Source organism: Streptomyces sp. PTL18 (assembly GCF_059510295.1).
Genome location: NZ_JCAJZO010000010.1, coordinates 49100 through 66841, shown reverse-complemented (window position 1 = coordinate 66841; position 17742 = coordinate 49100). Strand labels below are relative to the sequence as shown.

15 protein-coding genes are annotated in these 17742 nt (G+C 72.8%); 6 read left to right on the top strand and 9 right to left on the bottom strand.

Going from position 1 to position 17742, the window contains the following annotated elements; translation table 11 throughout:
- Nucleotides 1-41: 41 nt before the first annotated feature.
- On the top strand, nucleotides 42-4604 hold the full coding sequence (locus AC5WS8_RS20350; protein WP_496104851.1) for an HAD-IC family P-type ATPase: 4563 nt from the start codon (nucleotides 42-44) through the stop codon (nucleotides 4602-4604).
- A gap of 23 nt (nucleotides 4605-4627) precedes the next feature.
- On the opposite strand, the gene AC5WS8_RS20345 is transcribed toward AC5WS8_RS20350, so the two are convergent.
- Nucleotides 4628-4768 (bottom strand): hypothetical protein, encoded by a 141-nt coding sequence (locus AC5WS8_RS20345; protein WP_496104850.1) that lies wholly within the window; start codon nucleotides 4766-4768, stop codon nucleotides 4628-4630.
- A 336-nt stretch (nucleotides 4769-5104) separates the two neighbouring features.
- On the opposite strand from AC5WS8_RS20345, the gene AC5WS8_RS20340 reads away from it, so the two are divergent.
- Together AC5WS8_RS20340 and AC5WS8_RS20335 are read left to right on the top strand one after the other, a co-directional pair.
- Nucleotides 5105-6256 carry a glutathione-independent formaldehyde dehydrogenase gene (locus AC5WS8_RS20340; protein WP_496105073.1) on the top strand — a complete coding sequence of 384 codons (1152 nt, stop codon included), beginning with the start codon at nucleotides 5105-5107 and terminating at the stop codon, nucleotides 6254-6256.
- A 107-nt stretch (nucleotides 6257-6363) separates the two neighbouring features.
- Nucleotides 6364-6531, top strand: a complete 168-nt coding sequence (locus AC5WS8_RS20335; RefSeq protein ID WP_496104849.1) for a hypothetical protein — start codon at nucleotides 6364-6366, stop codon at nucleotides 6529-6531.
- On the opposite strand, the gene ftsH is transcribed toward AC5WS8_RS20335, so the two are convergent.
- Nucleotides 6506-8641 (bottom strand): ATP-dependent zinc metalloprotease FtsH, encoded by a 2136-nt coding sequence (ftsH, locus tag AC5WS8_RS20330; protein ID WP_496104848.1) that lies wholly within the window; start codon nucleotides 8639-8641, stop codon nucleotides 6506-6508. The two genes, AC5WS8_RS20335 and ftsH, sit on opposite strands and share 26 nt — an antisense overlap.
- Before the next feature lie 280 nt (nucleotides 8642-8921).
- Here ftsH and AC5WS8_RS20325 point away from each other — a divergent pair, with 280 nt between their 5' ends.
- Nucleotides 8922-9044 (top strand): hypothetical protein, encoded by a 123-nt coding sequence (locus tag AC5WS8_RS20325; RefSeq protein ID WP_496104847.1) that lies wholly within the window; start codon nucleotides 8922-8924, stop codon nucleotides 9042-9044.
- A gap of 10 nt (nucleotides 9045-9054) precedes the next feature.
- Here the strand turns inward: AC5WS8_RS20325 and AC5WS8_RS20320 are convergent, their stop codons facing one another.
- Nucleotides 9055-9471, bottom strand: a complete 417-nt coding sequence (locus tag AC5WS8_RS20320; protein WP_496104846.1) for an ATP-binding protein — start codon at nucleotides 9469-9471, stop codon at nucleotides 9055-9057.
- A gap of 140 nt (nucleotides 9472-9611) precedes the next feature.
- Between AC5WS8_RS20320 and AC5WS8_RS20315 the strand changes: the two genes are divergently transcribed.
- A complete protein-coding gene (locus AC5WS8_RS20315; protein WP_496104845.1) occupies nucleotides 9612-10379 on the top strand; it encodes an IclR family transcriptional regulator in 768 nt (255 codons plus the stop codon).
- Nucleotides 10380-10420: 41 nt separating this feature from the next.
- Nucleotides 10421-11938, top strand: coding sequence for a glycerol kinase GlpK (gene glpK, locus AC5WS8_RS20310; protein WP_496104844.1), 1518 nt, complete (start codon nucleotides 10421-10423; stop codon nucleotides 11936-11938).
- An 82-nt stretch (nucleotides 11939-12020) separates the two neighbouring features.
- Here the strand turns inward: glpK and AC5WS8_RS20305 are convergent, their stop codons facing one another.
- From AC5WS8_RS20305 to AC5WS8_RS20280, 6 genes are all read right to left on the bottom strand, one after another.
- On the bottom strand, nucleotides 12021-13748 hold the full coding sequence (locus tag AC5WS8_RS20305) for a thiamine pyrophosphate-dependent enzyme (protein WP_496104843.1): 1728 nt from the start codon (nucleotides 13746-13748) through the stop codon (nucleotides 12021-12023).
- 631 nt (nucleotides 13749-14379) lie between these two features.
- Nucleotides 14380-14529, bottom strand: a complete 150-nt coding sequence (locus tag AC5WS8_RS20300) for a hypothetical protein (protein ID WP_496104842.1) — start codon at nucleotides 14527-14529, stop codon at nucleotides 14380-14382.
- A 61-nt stretch (nucleotides 14530-14590) separates the two neighbouring features.
- Nucleotides 14591-14797 carry a hypothetical protein gene (locus AC5WS8_RS20295; protein WP_496104841.1) on the bottom strand — a complete coding sequence of 69 codons (207 nt, stop codon included), beginning with the start codon at nucleotides 14795-14797 and terminating at the stop codon, nucleotides 14591-14593.
- Between the two features lie 18 nt (nucleotides 14798-14815).
- Complete coding sequence (locus tag AC5WS8_RS20290) at nucleotides 14816-15406, bottom strand: DUF5947 family protein (protein ID WP_496104840.1); 591 nt, start codon at nucleotides 15404-15406, stop codon at nucleotides 14816-14818.
- On the bottom strand, nucleotides 15403-15954 hold the full coding sequence (locus tag AC5WS8_RS20285) for a NifU family protein (RefSeq protein WP_496104839.1): 552 nt from the start codon (nucleotides 15952-15954) through the stop codon (nucleotides 15403-15405). The genes AC5WS8_RS20290 and AC5WS8_RS20285 overlap by 4 nt, the downstream gene beginning before the upstream one ends.
- On the bottom strand, nucleotides 15947-17740 hold the full coding sequence (locus AC5WS8_RS20280) for a nickel-dependent hydrogenase large subunit (RefSeq protein WP_496104838.1): 1794 nt from the start codon (nucleotides 17738-17740) through the stop codon (nucleotides 15947-15949). The genes AC5WS8_RS20285 and AC5WS8_RS20280 overlap by 8 nt, the downstream gene beginning before the upstream one ends.
- Between the last annotated feature and the right edge of the window lie 2 nt (nucleotides 17741-17742).

Genomic DNA, 17742 nt, shown 5'->3' with positions numbered 1-17742 from the left:
CGGATCCGGATGAGGACCTGACCGCTCGGGAGGTGGCACGGATGTCGCTGCTGTCAGGGACGCGCCTGCCCCTGCCGGGGCCCCTGGCCGACGGCTTGGCCGCCGGTGCCCGGGGCGCCGTGGAGACGGCCGCCTCGCTGCTCGGCCTCGACCGGCGGGACGTGTGGTCCCGCCCGGGCCGCTGCCACATCCAGGTCCGCGGCGTGCACGGTCCCCGCGGCACAGAGGTGGGCCGCACCGTCGAGCACGCCCTGGAGGAGCATGCCGGGGTGCTCTGGGCTCGGGTGAACGCGCCCGCCGAACGGGTCGTCGTGGAACTGGCCTCCCCGCCACCGCCGTTGCGGGAGCTGGTCCGGATCGTCGCCCACGCCGAGACCCACGGGGCCGCCACCACGGAGACCGGCGAGCACGACGACTGGTGCCCCGGACGGCACCACCCCTGCGAGGCGCCGCTCAGCCGGCCCGCGCTCCCGGTCCTCGCCGCGGACATCGCGGGCCTGCTCCTCACGGTCGCCACCCGGCTGTCGCCGTGGACGCCGCTGCCGGCCGAGGCGGGGGCGCTGGCCACCGCGGTGCAGTGCCACCCCTGGCTGCGCCGGCTGGTCACGTCGGGCCTCAGGGAACATCAGCACCCCGAATCGGTGGTTCCGGCCCTCAACGCGCTCGTCCAGGGCCTGGCCACCCGCGGCGGAGGACTGATGCTCGACGCCGCGCAGCGCATCGCGCAGTGGCGGGAGGCGAACGCCGCCCTCGAGGCCTGGGCGGACGCTGAACCGCGGCTGGTGCGGGGACCGGAGCACGCAGAGGCCGAGCCGGTCGTCGTGGAACGGCCGCGGGCGCACCGCGACGTGACGGTACGTTACGCCGAACGGGCCCTGGGGGCGGGCGCCGCCGTCGGCGCCCTGAGCACGCCGTACGCGGGACCGCGGCGCGCGCTCGCGGTGGCGCTGACCGGCATGCCCAAGGCTCCCGAGGCCGGGCGGGAGGGCTTCGCCACCAGCCTCGGCCGGTTCCTGGCGCTGCGCGGCGTCGTGGCCATGGACCGCGGTGCGCTGCGCCGCCTGGGCCAGGTGGACACCGTGGTGCTGGATGTGGACGTGCTGCGCGGCGGGCGGTACGAGCTGACCGACCTGGTGCCGCTCGACGGAGCCGACACCGAACTGTGCTCCGACCGGCTCTTCGCCCTGTTCGACCCGGCCGCGTCGGCGCGGGTCCGGCGCGACGGCGACGGCTGGGCGCTCGGCCCGCTCGAGGACCTGGAGTCGACCGGCCGCACCGGGCGCCTCGCCGCCGAGCGGCTGCCCTCCCGGGGCGGCGAACGGGTGCTGGGACTCGCCCTCCGCGGGCGACTGATGGCCGTCGCGGGCGTGGCGCCGCAGACTCTTCCGGGCGCGCAGGCCCTGGCAGCGGCCGCCCGGCGGTCGGAGATCCGGGTGGTCCTCGCCGGCGACCGGACCGCCCCGCATTTCGGCTTCGCCGACGCGACGGTGCCCTCGGGGCGTCACCTGGTGGCGTCGGTACGCGCCCTGCAGGCGGACGGCGCGGTGGTGCTGCTGGTGTCGGGCAACCGCCGTGCGCTCGCGGCGTCGGACTGCGGCATCGGCGTCCACCGGGACGGGGAGCCGCCGGCCTGGGGTGCCGACCTGCTGGTCGGCACGGATCTCGAGTCGGTCGCGCTGATCCTGTCGGGCGTGGGAGTGGCCCGCCGGGTCGACCGGGACAGCGCCGTGCTGTCCGCCGGCGGGAGCGGCATCGGCGCCGTGGCGGCGATGCGGGCCCCGGCCGCCCAGGCGTGCTCGCGCGGGCAGGCGGCGTGCAACACGGCGGGGGCGGTCGCCTTCTGCCTGGGCGTCTGGCGCGCCCGGCAACTCTGCTCCCGTCCCGTCACCCCCTCCGTGGCAACCGTGCCCTGGCACCTGATGCCGCCCGCGCGGGTCCTGCAGCGGTTGCGGACGTCCGCCGACGGGCTGTCCCCCGAAGAGGCCGCCGCCCGGGCCAAGGGGCCCTCGGGGGCGGGCGCCGCACCGCACACCACCCTGCTGTCCGCGTGCGTCGAGGAGCTGGCCAATCCCCTGACACCGGTGCTCGCCGGCGGGGCCGCTCTTGCCGCCGCCGTCGGGTCCAGGGCCGACGCCGCGCTGGTCGCGGCGGTCACCGCCACCTCGGCGCTGGTCGGCGGTGTGCAGCGGGTCCGCACCGAGCGGGCCCTCGCCGAGCTGACCGCGCGCTCCGCGGTCGGGGCACGGGTGCGGCGCGCAGGCGTGGAGCGGCTGGTCGCCGCGGAGGAACTGGTGCCGGGGGATGTCGTGCTGCTGCGGCCCGAGGACGTGGTGCCCGCCGACTGCCGGCTGCTGCACGCCGCGGGGCTGGAGGTCGACGAGTCGTCGCTGACCGGTGAGTCCCTGCCCGTCGCCAAGTCGCCCACCCCCGTGGCCGCCTCGCAACTCTCCGAGCGTTCCTCGATGCTCTACGAGGGCAGCACGGTCTCCGCCGGTGAGGCGGTCGCCGTCGTGGTGGCGACCGGCGCGGCCACCGAGGTCGGGCGCACCATGGCCACCGCTCGGGAGGCCGCACCGGTCACCGGTGTCGAGGCGCGGCTGTCGTCGCTGACCAAGGCAAGCCTGCCGGTGGCGACGGTCTCCGCGGTGGCGGTGGCGGGCGCCGGGCTGCTGCACGGGCGCCCGCTCACCCAGAGCCTCGCCTCCGCGGTGAACCTCGCCGTCGCCTCGGTCCCCGAAGGGCTGCCGTTCCTCGTCAACGCCGCCCAACTGGCCTCCGCGCGCCGCCTGGCCGAGCACGGCGCCCTCGTCCGCAACCCGCGCACCATCGAGGCACTCGGCCGGGCCGACGTGCTCTGCTTCGACAAGACCGGCACTCTCACCGAGGGCGACCTCCAGCTCGTCGCGGTCGGCGACGGGGAACGGAACGTGCCCGTCGACCGGCTCGGCCCGCGGCACAAGGCGGTCCTGTCCGCTGCGCTCCGGGCCACTCCGGCCGCCCGGCAGTCCGAGCCGATGGCGCACCGGACCGACCGGGCGGTGGACGCCGGGGCCCGGCGGGCGCGGGTGTCGGTCGGCCGCGGCGCGCCCGGCTGGCGGCGAACCGGCACCCTTCCCTTCGACCCGTCCCGTGCCTACCACGCAACGGTGGGCCGCACCGCCGGCTCCACTCTGCTGAGTGTCAAGGGCGCCCCGGAGACCGTACTGGCCCGCTGCGGGCACAGACGCCGCAACGGGTCCCAGAGCGCGCTCGACGACTCCGGTCGCAGAGCGCTCGCCCGGGCCACGGAGGAGCTCGCCGGTGCCGGCCGCCGCGTCCTGGCCGTGGCCGAACGCATCCTGGGACAGGGCGAGGAGCTGACCGACGACGCGGTGCGGGACCTGGTCTTCGTCGGCTTCGTCGTCCTCGCCGACCCGCTCCGCCCCTCAGCCGCACCGGCCACCGCCCGGCTGCGCGCGGCCGGCGTGCAGACCGTTCTGCTCACCGGGGACCACGCCGCCACCGCCGAGGCCATCGCCGCCTCCGTCACCGGCGAGCCGCACCAGAAGGTCTGCACCGGGCCGGAGCTGGACGCGCTCGACGACGCCCGGCTCGACGCGCTGCTGCCCACGGTGGACGTGATCGCCCGGTGCACCCCGCACCACAAGGTGCGCATCGTCGAGGCGTTCCAGCGGCTCGGCCGGGTCGTGGCGATGACCGGCGACGGCGCCAACGACGCCCCGGCCATCCGGCTCGCCGACGTCGGCATCGCCCTGGGGCGGCGGGGCACGCCCGCGGCGACGGCCGCCGCCGACCTCGTCATCGGCGACGACCGTCTGGAGACGATCGTCACCGCGCTCACCGAGGGCCGGGCGATGTGGACCTCGGTCAGGACGGCGCTGGCCATCCTGATCGGCGGCAACCTCGGCGAGGTCACCTTCAGCGTGCTCGCCTCCGCCGTGGCGGGCCGTTCACCGCTCAGTGCCCGTCAGATCATGCTGGTGAACCTTCTCACCGACCTCGCGCCCGCGCTGTCGATCGCCGTCCGCACACCGGCCGAGAGCACCGGCGAGCAGTTGCTCCGGGAAGGTCCGCACGAGTCGCTGGGCATCTCGCTCACCCAGGAGATGGTGCAGCGCGGGCTCACCACCGCGCTCGGTGCCGGACTGGCCTGGACGCTCGCCCGGTTCACCGGCACCCGCCGGCGCGCCGCCACGGTGGCGCTGGTCGCTGTGGTCGGCACCCAGCTCGCCCAGACCCTGACCAGCGGCGGCGCGGACCGCCAGGTGCTCGCCGCCACGCTCGGTTCGGCCGCCGTGCTCGTCGGCATCGTCCAGACCCCGGGCATCAGCCGGTTCTTCGGCTCCACCCCGCTCGGCCCCGTCGGCTGGGGCACCACGGCGGCGGCCATCGCGACCGCCACGCTCCTCCACGGGACGCTGAAGCCGCTCGCGCAGCGCCTGGCCGGCGCGGGATGGCTGCCCACCGGGGCCGAGGACAGGGGGACGGAGCCCTCCGGGGAGGCCGCGCCCGTGCCGACGGCCGCTGCCCTGGCGGCCCGGCTGGGCGCTGCCCTGTCCCGACTCGGCCTGCTCGTGGCCGGGACGGGCCCTGCCGTCGCGTGAGCGGAAAGCCGGCGCTCCTCCCGTCACTCCTCGGGCACGTCCTCGTCCGCGCGGTAGGTCCTGGTCCAGGTGGCGCCACAGCGGCAGCGGGACGACTCGATCAGTTCCCCGTTCTCGCTGACGCTCAGACCGTTCCCGATGCGCACGTGAACATGTTCGCCCATGGTGCGTCTCCTCTCGCTGACGGAAGTCGGCCGAAAAAGGCCATTGAACGAGATGCCGCGGCAGGCGGTAAAAGCGGGTTCGCATCGTGAGACGTTCCGGAAGAGGTGCCGACACCTCGCCGAGGTCGGAATGCAAGCGGGAACAGCAAGGGCCCGGCGGCGGATCCCGCCGACGTGGGTTGCGGCCCCTGCCGTACAGGCGTTTTCTGGAAGTGTCCGGCGGTGAACGAGCGCGAACGGGGCCACGGCACAGCCCGAGGGCCCTCGCCTCCTGTGCGTCCCCCGGTAACGGCTCCGTCCCGCCGCCAGTCGGCGTTCGACGCGGAGGTGACGCAGGTGAAAGCCGTCGTCTACGAGAAGCCCTTCAGCGTGGCTGTGAGGGATGTCCAGGATCCCCGGATCGAGCACCCCAACGATGTGCTCGTACGGGTCACGTCGACCGCGATCTGCGGTTCGGACCTGCACATGTACGAGGGCCGCACGGCGGCCGAGTCGGGCATCGTCTTCGGGCACGAGAACCTCGGCATCATCGAGGAGGTCGGCAAGGGCGTGACCTCCCTGTCCGAGGGCGATCGTGTCGTGATGCCCTTCAACGTCGCCTGCGGATTCTGCAAGAACTGTCTCGTCGGAAAGACCGGGTTCTGCCTCACGGTCAATCCCGGGTTCGCCGGCGGCGCCTACGGATATGTGGCGATGGGCCCGTTCACCGGTGGTCAGGCGGAGCGGTTGAAGGTGCCCTATGCCGATTTCAACTGCCTGAAACTGCCGCCCGGTGAGGAGTTCGAGACCGATTTCGTCCTGCTCGCCGACATCTTCCCGACGGGTTACCACGGATGCGAACTCGCCCTGGTGTCCCCCGGTGAGAGCGTGGCCGTCTACGGTGCCGGCCCGGTGGGTCTGATGGCCGCCTACTCCGCGCTGCTGCGCGGGGCGTCCAAGGTGTTCTCGGTCGACCGGGTGCCCGAGCGGCTCGCCAAGGCGGAGGAGATCGGGGCCATCCCCATCGACTTCACCAAGGGCGACCCGGCGGAGCAGATCAAGGAACAGACGAACGGAGAGGGCACCGACAAGGGCGTTGACGCCGTCGGGTATCAGGCCCAGGCGCACGACGCCAGCCATGAGGAACCCGCCATCGTCCTCAACGAACTGGTGGAGACCGTGCGCCCCACCGGCATGCTCGGTGTGCCGGGCCTGTACGTGCCCGCCGACCCCGGCGGACCCGACGAGCACGCCAAGCACGGCCAGTTGCTGGTCTCCATCGGCCGGATGTTCGAGAAGGGTCAGCAGATGGGCACCGGCCAGTGCAACGTCAAGCGGTACAACCGCCAGCTGCGCGATCTGATCATCGCCGGGCGCGCCAAGCCCAGCTTCGTGGTCTCCCATGAACTGCCGCTGGACCAGGCACCGCAGGCGTACGAGAAGTTCGACAAGCGGATCGAGGGCTACACCAAGGTGGTCCTGCACCCCGAACACGCCCTCGCGGCCTGAGCGACAGGTCCGTGCGCGCCCGGGCGCCCGGGCGCGCACGGGGCCGGGTGTGACCGCGGAGACGACGCGGAGACGGCGGTGGCCCGACGGGAGGATCGCGCGCGATCGTGGCCGGTGACGACCCCGACCCCTTCGAGCGGTGGGCTCCCGTCGAGCGGTGGGCTCTGGCGCCCGGGCGGCCGACGCTCTTCGCCGGGTGCCTCCGCCTCCTGGTGCGCGCCGAGACGCCGCCCACCGCTGCCCCGCTCATCACCGTGCCGGACCTCCACCCGTGAGCCGCTGGGAGCCTGCTTCGGTGCCGGTGCCGGTGCCCTGGTCGTCCTGGTCGCCCTGTCCCGCAACTGCCCCTGGAACAGGCGGGACCACCCCTTCTCCCGCAACTTCCCCGGCAACGCGGACCGGAGGCGTCGCGGCCCGCAGATCCTCGACCCCGTGCTCCGGCAGGTTGCCGTCGGCCTCCTGCCGTTCCTGCCGCTCCTGCCGCAGGACGTCCAGGACGGCCGAGCCGTCGATGGTCTCCCGGATGACGAGCAGGTCGGCGAGCCGGTCGAGGGCCCGGCGGTGCTCCCGCAGCAGTCCCGTCGCCCGTTCCTCGGCCTCGCGCAGCAGACGACCGGCCTCCTGGTCGATGATCCGCTGGGTCTGTTCCGAGTACGGCTGCCGGACCGAGTCCTCCATGGTCTCGCCCAGGTAGTGCGGGCTGGCGGAGGCGTATCCGACCGGGCCCAGCACCGGGGACAGACCGAAGTCCCGCACCATGCGCATGGCGATCTGGGTCGCCCCGGCCAGGTCGTTCGCGGCACCGCTGGAGCCCGCGCCGAAGACCACCAGTTCGGCCGCCCGGCCGCCGAGCCGCACCGTGAGCAGATCCGTCAGATAGGCCTCGCTGTACAGATGGCGTTCGGCCTCGGGGAGCTGCTCGGTCACCCCGAGCGTCATGCCCGACGGCAGGACGGTCACCTTCGCGACGGGGTCGGCGTGCTCGCACAGCGCGGCGACCAGGGCGTGCCCCGACTCGTGGACGGCCACCGAGTGTCGCTCCTCGGGCAGCAGGGCGTTGGACGCCTCGCGACGGCCCAGCAGGACCCGGTCGCGGGCCGCGTCCAGATCGTGCGCCTCGATCAGCACGCGGTCGGCCCGTACGGCGTTGATGGCGGCCTCGTTGACCAGGTTCGCCAGGTCGGCGCCGGAGAATCCGGGGGTGGCGCGGGCGACCGTGTCGAGGTCGACGTCGGCGGAAAGGATCTTGCCCCGGGCGTGGACGGTCAGGATCGCGGCGCGCTCGGCCTGGTTGGGCAGCGGCACCGTGACCTGCCGGTCGAAGCGGCCCGGGCGCAGCAGGGCGGTGTCCAGGGCCTCCGGCCGGTTGGTGGCGGCGAGCACCACGATGCCGGTGGACTGGTCGAAACCGTCCATCTCGGCCAGCAGCTGGTTGAGGGTCTGCTCCCGTTCGTCGTTGCCGCCGATGTGCCCGCTGCCCGACCGCCGGGCGCCCACGGCGTCCAGCTCGTCGATGAAGATGATCGACGGCGCGCGCTTGCGGGCCTCGTCGAACAGGTCCCGCACCCGGGAGGCGCCCACACCGACGAACATCTCCACGAACGCGGAACCGGTCACCGACAGGAACGGCACGTCGGCCTCACCGGCCACGGCACGCGCGAAGAGCGTCTTGCCGGTGCCGGGCGGCCCGACCATGATCACTCCACGGGGGCCCTTGGCGCCGGCCGCCGCATAGCGCATGGGGTTGCGCAGGAAGTCGACGACCTCGCTGATCTCCTGCTTCACGCCGTCGTAGCCGGCCACGTCGTCGAACCGGGTGGTGGGCCGCTCCGCCTCGATGATCTTCGCCCGGGAACGGCCGATGGCGCTGAGCCCACCGGTGACCGAGCGCGCGGCACGGCGCCCGAACCACCAGAAGGCGCCGACCAGGAGCAGCAGCGGGAGGAAGGCGACGAGGAACGACAGGAACGGGTTGCCGCCGCTCCTGCTCTGCGAGGCGGTGATCTGCACGTGCTTCGCCTGGAGCTGCTGTTGCAGCGACCCGGTCCCCAGCGCGGTGGGCAGCTGGGTGGTGAACCTGGTGCCGTTCTTCAGGCTGCCGCTGACCGCTCCCTTGTCGTCGATGTCGACCGTCTTGACCTGCCCCGCACCGACCTTGGAGGTGAAGTCGCTGTAGGTCAGATGGGCCGGCGCGGTCCCCGACGGGGCGCGCACCAGCATGATGACGACCAGGAAGGCCACCCACAGCAGCGGAACGATCCACCACTGCCGGCCCCCCGGCGTGGGCCGCTGGTTCCCGGGCGGCCTCGGCGCGTCCCGGGGCGGACCGGACTTGGCCGGTGGTGTGAGATGCCGGTGCGGCATCCGCACTCGTGTGATCACCACCCACCGCCTCCTCCCACCTGAGCGATGTCACCCGGCGCCCGGCGGCGGGGCATGTCGGGTCACTTCTCATGGTCTCTCGCCCGGACCCGGAACGGCGCCCGGCCGCCGGGTTAAGCCGGCGGCGAATCCGGAGAACGGCGAATCCGGAGAACGAGGAATCGCCGGTCGGTGCAGCGGGCGCCCTCGCCACCCCTGCGCTCCGCGCAGTCCGGCACCCCCACCGCTCAGGAACGCGCCCCCGCCGGACCGACTGACCGCCCTGGGCCACCCGGCTCCGGTCGTGGCCGGGGAGCTGCACCTGACCGAGCAGGGCGTGAGGCAGTCGCCCTCCTGCGCCTACCGCAGGATCGGTACCGACGCCGCGGGCCTGGCCCGGGCCCTGAGGACCTTTCCCCGGCTGTGACCGCGCGCTCTCACCCGACGAGCACGTCCGCCCAGCGGCTGGTACCGCCGGGGTGCGTCCGCACCCCGCACCGCGCCGACAGCGTGGTGACGATGTCGATACCCCGGCCGTGCTCGTCCGGGTCGGCCTCGCAGGGCGGACCCGCGGGCCCCGTGTCGGTCACGTCCACCCGTACGGCGCCGCGTCCGTCCACCAGGATCCGCGACACTCTGAGGGTGGCCGGGGGCAGGGCGTGCACCAGCGCGTTGGTGAGCAGCTCCGAGGTCACCAGAAGTACGTCGTCAGCGGCGTCCGCGGACAGGTTCCAGCGGGTGAGGAGCGCCTGGACGCGTCGGCGCACCGATGAGACGGCCCTGGGCGCGCGCGGCAGTGGAAAGACGTGTTCCACGTCCACGCGCGGCGCGGCGCCGAGCTGCGCTGTGATCATGGCTCCTCCTCTGGCAGCGCCACCGGCTGGAGCGGGGCGTGATGGAACGCTAAGGACGGAAATGTTGCGGGTCAATGAACTGTGGTCGGTATTACCGAACACGAGTCCTTAATCGGGACGAATCGGACTATGATCGATTCATGGCAGGCCCGGTCCAGTCCATAGAGAGGGCGGCGGCGATCTTGCGCCTGCTCGCCGCCGGCCCCCGTCGGCTCGGACTCGGCGAGGTGGCGTCCTCGCTGGGCCTGGCCAAGGGCACCGCCCACGGCATCCTGCGGACCCTGCAGCACGTCGACTTCGTGGAGCAGGACGCGGCGACGGGAAAGTACCAGCTCGGGGCGGCCCTGCTGCACCTCGGCACCAGCTACCTCGATGTGAACGAGCTGCGCTCGCGCGCCATCAACTGGGCCGACGCCCTGGCCGCCAGAAGCGGGGAGGCGGTCCGCCTGGGCACCCCCCTGGAGGGCAAGGTGCTCGTGGTCCACCACGTCTTCCGCCCGGACGACACCCTCCAGACCCTGGACGTGGGCGCGCTGCTGCCGCTGCACGCCTCCTCGCTCGGCAAGGTCCTGCTGGCCTTCGGCGCCGCATCCGTCGAGCCCCTGCTGGAGGCCGAACTGGAGGCGTACACGCGGCACACCCTGGTCCTCCCGGAGGACCTCACCCGGGCGCTCGGCGACATCCGGGAGCTCGGCTGGGGCGCCGAGGTGCAGGAGATGAGCGTGGGCGAGGGCGGGATCGCCGCGCCGATCCGGGGGCACGGGGGGCTGGTGGTGGGCGCGATCGGCCTGTCCGGCCCCGTCGAGCGCATCTGCGACACCAAAGGCCGGCCGCTGCCGGCACTGATCACCTTGCTCCGGGAGGCCGCGCGGGCGATCTCCAGAGATCTGGGCGCGGCCCGCTGGTAGGTACGGGCACCCCGGCGACGCATGGGAAGGCAGGCCCGATCATGGTTGAACGGTATGTGGTGTCCATCGATCAGGGCACCACCTCCACGCGGTGCATCCTGTTCGACCACCGCGGGCGGCTGGTGTCGGTCGCCCAGCGGGAGCACCAGCAGTACTTCCCCCGGCCCGGCTGGGTGGAGCACGACGCCGTGGAGATCTGGCGCAACCTGCAGCGCGTGGTGCCCGAGGCGCTGTCCAACGCGGGCGTCGACCCCGGACAGGTCGCCGCCATCGGTATCGCCAACCAGCGCGAGACCACCGTGCTGTGGGATCCGGGCACCGGGGCCCCGCTGGGCCGGGCGATCGTCTGGCAGGACACCCGTACCGGCCCGATGGTCGACGACCTCATGGAGCGGCCCGGGGACGAGTTCTTCCTCGACCGCTGCGGCCTTCCTCCCTCGACCTACTTCTCCGCACCCCGGATCCGCTGGCTCTTCGACAACGTCGAGGGCCTGGACCAGCGCGCCGAGGCCGGCGAGGTGCTGTTCGGCACCATCGAGAGCTGGCTGATCTGGAACCTCACCGGCGGTACCCACGGCGGTCTGCACATCACCGACGTCACCAACGCCAGCCGCACCATGCTGATCAACATCCGTACGCTGACCTGGGACCGGGAACTGATGGAGTTCTTCGGGGTGCCCCGCCCGATGCTGCCGGAGATCCGCTCCTCCGCCGAGATCTACGCCGAGGCCCGCTCGGTGCTGCCGGGCGTGCGCATCACGGCCGCCCTCGGCGACCAGCAGGCGGCCCTGTTCGGGCAGACCTGCTTCTCACCCGGTGAGGCGAAGTGCACGTACGGCACCGGCAGCTTCCTGCTGATGAACACCGGCACCGAGCTCGTGCGGTCCCGGAACGGGCTGCTCACCACCGTCGCGTACCGGATCGCGCCCCATCCCACGGTCTACGCCCTGGAGGGCCCGATCGCCGTCACCGGCTCCCTGGTCCAGTGGTTCCGCGACCGGCTCGGCCTGATCAACAGCGCACCCGAGATCGAGACCCTGGCCCGCAGCGTCGAGGACAACGGCGGCTGCTACATCGTCCCCGCGTTCTCCGGCCTGTTCGCGCCGCACTGGCGCAGCGACGCACGCGGCGTCATCGTCGGCCTCACCTCCTACATCACCAAGGGCCACCTGGCCCGGGCCGTCCTGGAGGCCACCGGCTGGCAGACGCGGGAGGTGGTGGACGCGATGAACGCGGACTCCGGGCTCGCCCTCAAGCAGCTCAAGGTGGACGGCGGCATGACCTCGGACAACCTGCTCATGCAGTTCCTGGCCGATGTGCTCGACGTGCCCGTGGTGCGGCCCATGGTCGCCGAAACGGTCTCCCTCGGCGCTGCCTACGCCGCGGGACTGGCCTCCGGTTACTGGCCCGATCTGGAGGTGCTGCGCCGCAACTGGCACCGGGCCGCCCAGTGGCTGCCCGACATGGACCCCGAGCGGCGGGAGTGGGAGTACGAGAACTGGCAGCGGGCCGTCGAGCGGTCCCTGGGCTGGGTCCGGCCGCCGAAACAGTCCTCGTGACACAGACGAGCGCACCGGACGGGACGCAGCCGGGGACCCGGCGTCACAAGGGCCACGGCACTGTGACCCCGGGGCCGCCCGCTCATGACCGCCGTCCCCGCAGGAGCCCACGGATCCGTCGGTGTGCGTCCTCCTCCGCCGGGCCGGTGGGCCGCGGCGGCTCGGTCTCCGCGTCCACCACGAACTCCAGCACCACGGGCCGCCGCGCGGCGAGAGCGGCGTCCCAGGCGCTGCCGATGTCCCTCGGGCGGTAGCAGTGGACGCCCTCCAGGCCGAGCAACCGGGCGTAGGCGGCATAGGGCACGTCAGGGATCGAGGAGGTGCCGCTCAGCCGGGGATTCCCGGTGGCCGCACGCCGGTCCCAGGTGGCCAGGTTGAGGTCGCGGTTGTTGAACACGCAGAACACCAGCGGAGGGCCGGACAGGCGGTCCAGATGGTCCTTGACGGTGATCATCTCGGCCATCCCGCTCATCTGGAAGGCGCCGTCGCCCAAGAAGGCGATGACCGGCCGGTCCGGGTGCGCGAAGCGGGCCGCCAGGGCGTACGGGACGGCGGTGCCCATGGCCGCGTGGTGCCCCGAGAGCGCGGCGCGCATCCCGGCGCGCAGGTGGAGATGGCGCGCCCACCACACGGTGCCGGCGCCCGCGTCCGCCGTGAGCAGCGCCCGGTCGGGGAGCCGGTCGGAGAGCTCGGCGGCGACGGCGGCCGGGTTGATGAGGTGTCCGAAGTGCTGCCGCGCCTCGGCACGCCGCTCCTTGCGCCAGCTGCGCACGCTCTTCTCGACGCTGCGGCGCCAGGCGCGGCTCTCCTTGTGGCGCAGCAGGGGCACCAGCGCCTCGAGCGTGGCCTTCGGATCGCCGACCAGACGCACGTCCCCGGGGCGGCACGGAGCGGTCACGCCCGCCTCCGGGTTGATCTCGACGCTCCGCACCTGCCACCGACCGGGCGGCAGCCAGGCCTCACGGGGCCCCGCCCCGACCAGCAGCAGGGTGTCGCAGGCACGCACCAGCCTCTCGCTGGCGGGGCTGGCGACCCGGCCCGCCGGACCGGTCACGAACCCCAGGCCGTCGGGGAGGACGTCCAGTGCCAGCAGCGCCTTCGCCACCCCGGCACCGAGCAGCTCGGCCGCCCGCTCGATCTCCGCCCCCGCGTGCGCCGCACCCCGCCCGATGACCACGGCCACCTTCCGGCCCTCGTCGAGGATGCCGGCCGCACGGCGCAGCTCCCCCTCGTCCGGCATCAGGTGCGGCCGGCTCCGCCCGAGTGCGAGGACGTCCGTGGGAGCCGCCGTCCGGGCCGCTGACGGGGCCTGCTGTTCCAGGACGTCGGCCGGCAGGATCACCACGGCCACGCCGCGCCGGGCCGACGCCGTCCCGAAGGCCCGGTCCAGGGTGTCCCCGGCCTGGTCCGGGGAGGTGACGACCTCGCAGAACTCCGACACGTCAGCGCACAGCCGGTCCAGGTGCACCGCCTGCGGCCGGCGGGCCCGCGCGCCGGTCCGCGGCTCGTCGCCGAGCAGGGCCACCACGGGCTGCCGGTCCAGCTGGGCGTCGTACAGGCCGTTGAGCACCTGTACGGCCCCCGGCCCGGACGGGGCGAGGCAGCAGCCGACCGTCTCCGTGAACCGCGCGTGCCCGCAGGCCATGAACGAGGCGGTCTCGCCGTGCCGTGCCTGGACGAACTCCGGCTCCCGGCCCGCCCGGCGGAAGGCCTCGAGCAACGGGTCGGCCCCCTGCCCCGGATAGCCGTAGACCCGGACGACGCCCCAGGCGCGCAGGCGCTCCCGTACGATTTCCGAAACCAGGGCCATGAGTCCTCCCGCACATGTGCTGTGACGAGACCTGCCCGCCGCCCCCATGACCGCCACCGGGGCGAATGGGCCCGCCGGACCGCTGTTCCACCCATTGGCGCAGGTCCCCCCAGGAGCGCCCGGCCACCGGGGGACACCGGACACGGGCACCCGGACGGCGCAGCGGGCGTTTCGCCGGCGCGACGACAGGGCACCGCTGTGCCGATCGAAGCGGACGGCTGCCCGGGAGGACGAGCGCCTGCCGGCGTCAGAGGAAGAGCGGTCCGGTGAGGCGGGGCATTGCGGGGAGCGCCTGGCGTCCGTGCCGGACCGGCGCATGCAGCCGCCGCCCCCGGCCCGCGCAAGGCCTTCCCGACCACCGGTCGTTCCCGGCCGGGCGAGATCGCCCTCTGCAGCCTGCTCGTCCTCGTCGTGACCGGCGCCCACCCCACCTTCCGCTTCCGCCCGGAGATGACCGGGACCCGTACCCGGGCCCCTCCGCCCCGTTGCGGGGGCACCCGCGCGTCCCAGCCCCACGTCTCGACGCCGTACCTCAGCTGCGGCGTGCGCGGCGGGCTGCTCGTCCGGCAGATCCACCACCGGGGAGCGGACCGCACTCCGGCCGTCAGGTGGCACACCGCACGCCCACGGTTCAGCGGGGGTGCCTGGAGCCGTGCCGGAGGGCCACCATCCGCCAGATCCTGACCTCGCGCATGATTCCGGGCATCTCCCTCACCAGCAGGGTCAGCGCCACTCCGCCCACGATCAGCGCCTCCGCCATCAGCACTTGTCTGGCCGTCATCATCCGTACTCCTCGCTCGTCGTGTGTCGGGCCGCGCCCGGGCGGGCGCGGCCTGAAGGCCTCACCCGGGGGAGAGGCTCGGCATCATCTTCATGATCGCGTCGTGCTTCTTCCAGTGGATCCCGGTCGAGCGCCGCGCGTCGGCGGTGCCGTCCCTGTGGTGTCCGGGCTGCCGGTGGTAGGGGCCCTTGTTCCCCTGGTGCAGCCCGGTGACGTGCCGGGGCGTATAGGTTCTGACCTGCGGCCTGCCTACTCGGATCCTGCCCATCGTCAGCTCCTTTCCGGGTCATCGAGGTTGTTCGGTCAGCTCCGCGAAGAACTGCTCGATGGCGGGCCACACCCGGCTGCCGCCGGACAGGCCCCGCCACTCCCGCCGGACGAGCGCGACCATGCGGAAGCAGTCGTCCACGGGCACGATCCAGTAGTGCTTCGAGGAGCGTCCGGTGTTCACCAGCAGCGCCTCCACCTCCGGTGCGAGACCGGCCAGCGGGGGACACCGGGCGACCACGTCACTCCAGGCCTCCGCGTCCGCCTCCCAGCGGGTGGCGCCCGCGGGGCTCGGGTAGTGGGCGCTGACGGTGCCGTCCGTGTGCCCGACGAAGAACGCCAGCCCCACCGGAACACCGAGGGCGCGGGTGCTCACCTCGGGGAGTCGCACCCGGCGCCGGGGCACCAGCCGGTACCGTCCCTCGCTCGCCTCCTCGTCCACGAAGAGCAGGGAGCAGGGCCGGCACGCGCACAGCACCTCCTCCTGCCCAGTGTCGTACAGATGCCGGTGGCCGGGCTCGACGTCGGCGCCGCACAGGTCGCACCGCTCCGCGTCCGCACGTCGGCCTGCGGCCGAGCGGATGACGCGGGCCAGCGCACCGGTGGTCACGACCGCTCCCCGGCGGACACCGGGCGCACGGTGAGCGAGTCGACCGGCACGAAGGCCGCGGGTCTCGCGTCGCCGCTGGGCGCCCGCTCGACGCCGGAGAGCTCGGGAGCCAGGGCGAGCACGGCCTCACGGACCGCCTCCTCCAGCGAGGCCGAGGAGGACCCGCATCCCTTGGCGGCCAGCCGCACCCGGGCGACCCCCTCCTCCACGCCCGTCAGCTCCACGTCCCCACCCCGCTCCCGCACCGCCGGGCGCAGTCCCTCGACGGCGCGGGCGGCCCGGACCTCGGGCGGCTCGGGGTGGATGTCGTGCAGCACCAGGAGGTGGCCGAGGAGGTCGTCAGCGGCCATACGGCCGGCCAGGGCCGGGTCGGCGGTGTCCAGGACACGGGCCAGCGCTTCGCCGTAGAGCTCGGTGAGGGTCCGCACCGCCTCGATCGCCGTCCCGGTCATCGGACCGGGAGCGCCTTCCAGCTGTTCGAGCAGCCCGTCGAGGCGCGCGAGCCGCTGCGCGACCGCCGCCTCGTCGAGCCGCGCGGAGTCATCCATGAGCCGCTCCGAACATGGGTGAGTGCAGCTTGGTCAGCGTGTTGCCCTTGCCGAGGTACATATGGACACCGCAGGGCAGACAGGGGTCGAAGCTGCGGACGGTGCGCATGATGTCGACGCCCTTGAAGTCCTCCGGACCGTTCTCCTCGAAGATCGGCTGGCCCTGCACGGCGTCCTCGTACGGTCCGGGGGTGCCGTAGTGGTCCCGAGGGCTCGCGTTCCACGGGGTCGGCGGGTACGGGTGGTAGTTCGCGATCTTCTTGTCCTTGATCACCAGGTGGTGGGAGAGGACACCGCGCACCGCCTCGTGGAACCCGCAGCCGATCGCCTCGTCCGGCACCTCGTAGTTCTCGAAGATCTTGGTGTCACCGCTGCGGACCTGGTCCATCGCCCGCTCCAGGAAGAAGAAGGCCATGGCGGCGGAGTAGGCGACGAAGTACGGCCGGGCCCGGTCGCGTTCGATCGTGTTGCTCCACTGGGGGATCTTCCACTCGAACGTCATCTCCGGCAGCTTCTCGCTCTTGGGCAGCGAGATGCGCACGCTGTGACCGGTGGCCTTCACGTACGGCGTGTCGACCAGCCCGTTGAGCGCCGTCGACCACAGCCGGGCGAGCGGACCGCCGCCGGTGTCCAGCGCCAGGTGCTGGGCGCTGTTCTTGTCGTACCAGCGCGGACTCATCACCCAGCTGTAGTTGCCCTCGAAGTTCCGCTTCTGCGGCACCGGCACCGTGGTCTGGTTCCACGGGTGGCGCATGTCGACGGCGTTGCCGAGCGGATCGTTGGTGACGAACGGGTCCTCGTTCACCCAGTCCTCGTAGTAGGAACTGCCCAGCAGGATCCGCATGCCCAGGTTGATGTCGACCAGGTCGTTGGTGACGAGACTGCCGTCCACGACGATGCCCGGGGTGACGAACATCGCCTTGCCCCAGTCGCTCATCGTCTCGTAGCGGTAGTCGCACACGTCCGGGTTCTGCCAGGCGCCCCAGCAGCCGAGCAGGATGCGGCGGCGGCCCACCTCCTCGTAACCGGGCAGCGCCTCGTAGAAGAAGTCGAAGACGTCGTCGTTCATCGACACGGCCTGCTTGATGAAGTCCAGGACGCGCAGCAGCCGTGAGAGGTAGTCGGTGAACGTGGTCGGCTCCGGCATGGTGCCGACCCCGCCCGGATACAGCGTGGACGGGTGCACATGGCGCCCCTCCATCAGGCAGAACATCTCCCGGGTGATGCGGCTGACCTTGAGCGCCTCCTTGTACAGTTCGCCCTCGAACGGGTTGAAGGCGCGCATGATGTCGGCGATGGTCCGGTAGCCGTGGATGTATCCGTTGCGGGCCTCCGTGCGCTCGGCCCGGGCCAGCAGACTCGGATTGGTGGCCTTGACCATGGCCTCGCAGAAGTCGACGAACACCAGGTTGTCCTGAAAGATGGTGTGGTCGAACATGTACTCGGCCGCTTCGCCCAGGTTGACGATGGTCTCCGCCAGTCGCGGCGGCTTGACGCCGTAGGCCATCTGCTGGGCGTAGTTGGAACACGTCGTGTGGTTGTCGCCGCAGATCCCGCAGATGCGCGAGGTGATGAAGCCCGCGTCACGGGGGTCCTTGCCCTTCATGAAGACGGAGTAGCCCCTGAAGAGCGAGGACGTGCTGTGGCACTCCACCACCTCACGGTTCGCGAAGTCGATCTTCGTGTAGATGCCGAGATTGCCGATGATCCGGGTGATCGGGTCCCAGGACATGTCCACGATCTGCGCGGGCTTTCGCGCCGCGGCCCGCGCCTCGGTTGCCGTCATGT

What these genes read in the sequence shown, in the direction of transcription:
- AC5WS8_RS20350 (WP_496104851.1), top strand. Translation starts at nt 42, where the DNA reads ATGTCGCTGCTGTCAGGGACGCGCCTGCCCCTGCCGGGGCCCCTGGCC.
- AC5WS8_RS20345 (WP_496104850.1), bottom strand. Translation starts at nt 4,768, where the DNA reads ATGGGCGAACATGTTCACGTGCGCATCGGGAACGGTCTGAGCGTCAGC.
- AC5WS8_RS20320 (WP_496104846.1), bottom strand. Translation starts at nt 9,471, where the DNA reads ATGATCACAGCGCAGCTCGGCGCCGCGCCGCGCGTGGACGTGGAACAC.
- AC5WS8_RS20315 (WP_496104845.1), top strand. Translation starts at nt 9,612, where the DNA reads ATGGCAGGCCCGGTCCAGTCCATAGAGAGGGCGGCGGCGATCTTGCGC.
- glpK (WP_496104844.1), top strand. Translation starts at nt 10,421, where the DNA reads ATGGTTGAACGGTATGTGGTGTCCATCGATCAGGGCACCACCTCCACG.
- AC5WS8_RS20305 (WP_496104843.1), bottom strand. Translation starts at nt 13,748, where the DNA reads ATGGCCCTGGTTTCGGAAATCGTACGGGAGCGCCTGCGCGCCTGGGGC.
- AC5WS8_RS20300 (WP_496104842.1), bottom strand. Translation starts at nt 14,529, where the DNA reads ATGACGGCCAGACAAGTGCTGATGGCGGAGGCGCTGATCGTGGGCGGA.
- AC5WS8_RS20295 (WP_496104841.1), bottom strand. Translation starts at nt 14,797, where the DNA reads ATGGGCAGGATCCGAGTAGGCAGGCCGCAGGTCAGAACCTATACGCCC.
- AC5WS8_RS20285 (WP_496104839.1), bottom strand. Translation starts at nt 15,954, where the DNA reads ATGGATGACTCCGCGCGGCTCGACGAGGCGGCGGTCGCGCAGCGGCTC.
- AC5WS8_RS20280 (WP_496104838.1), bottom strand. Translation starts at nt 17,740, where the DNA reads ATGACGGCAACCGAGGCGCGGGCCGCGGCGCGAAAGCCCGCGCAGATC.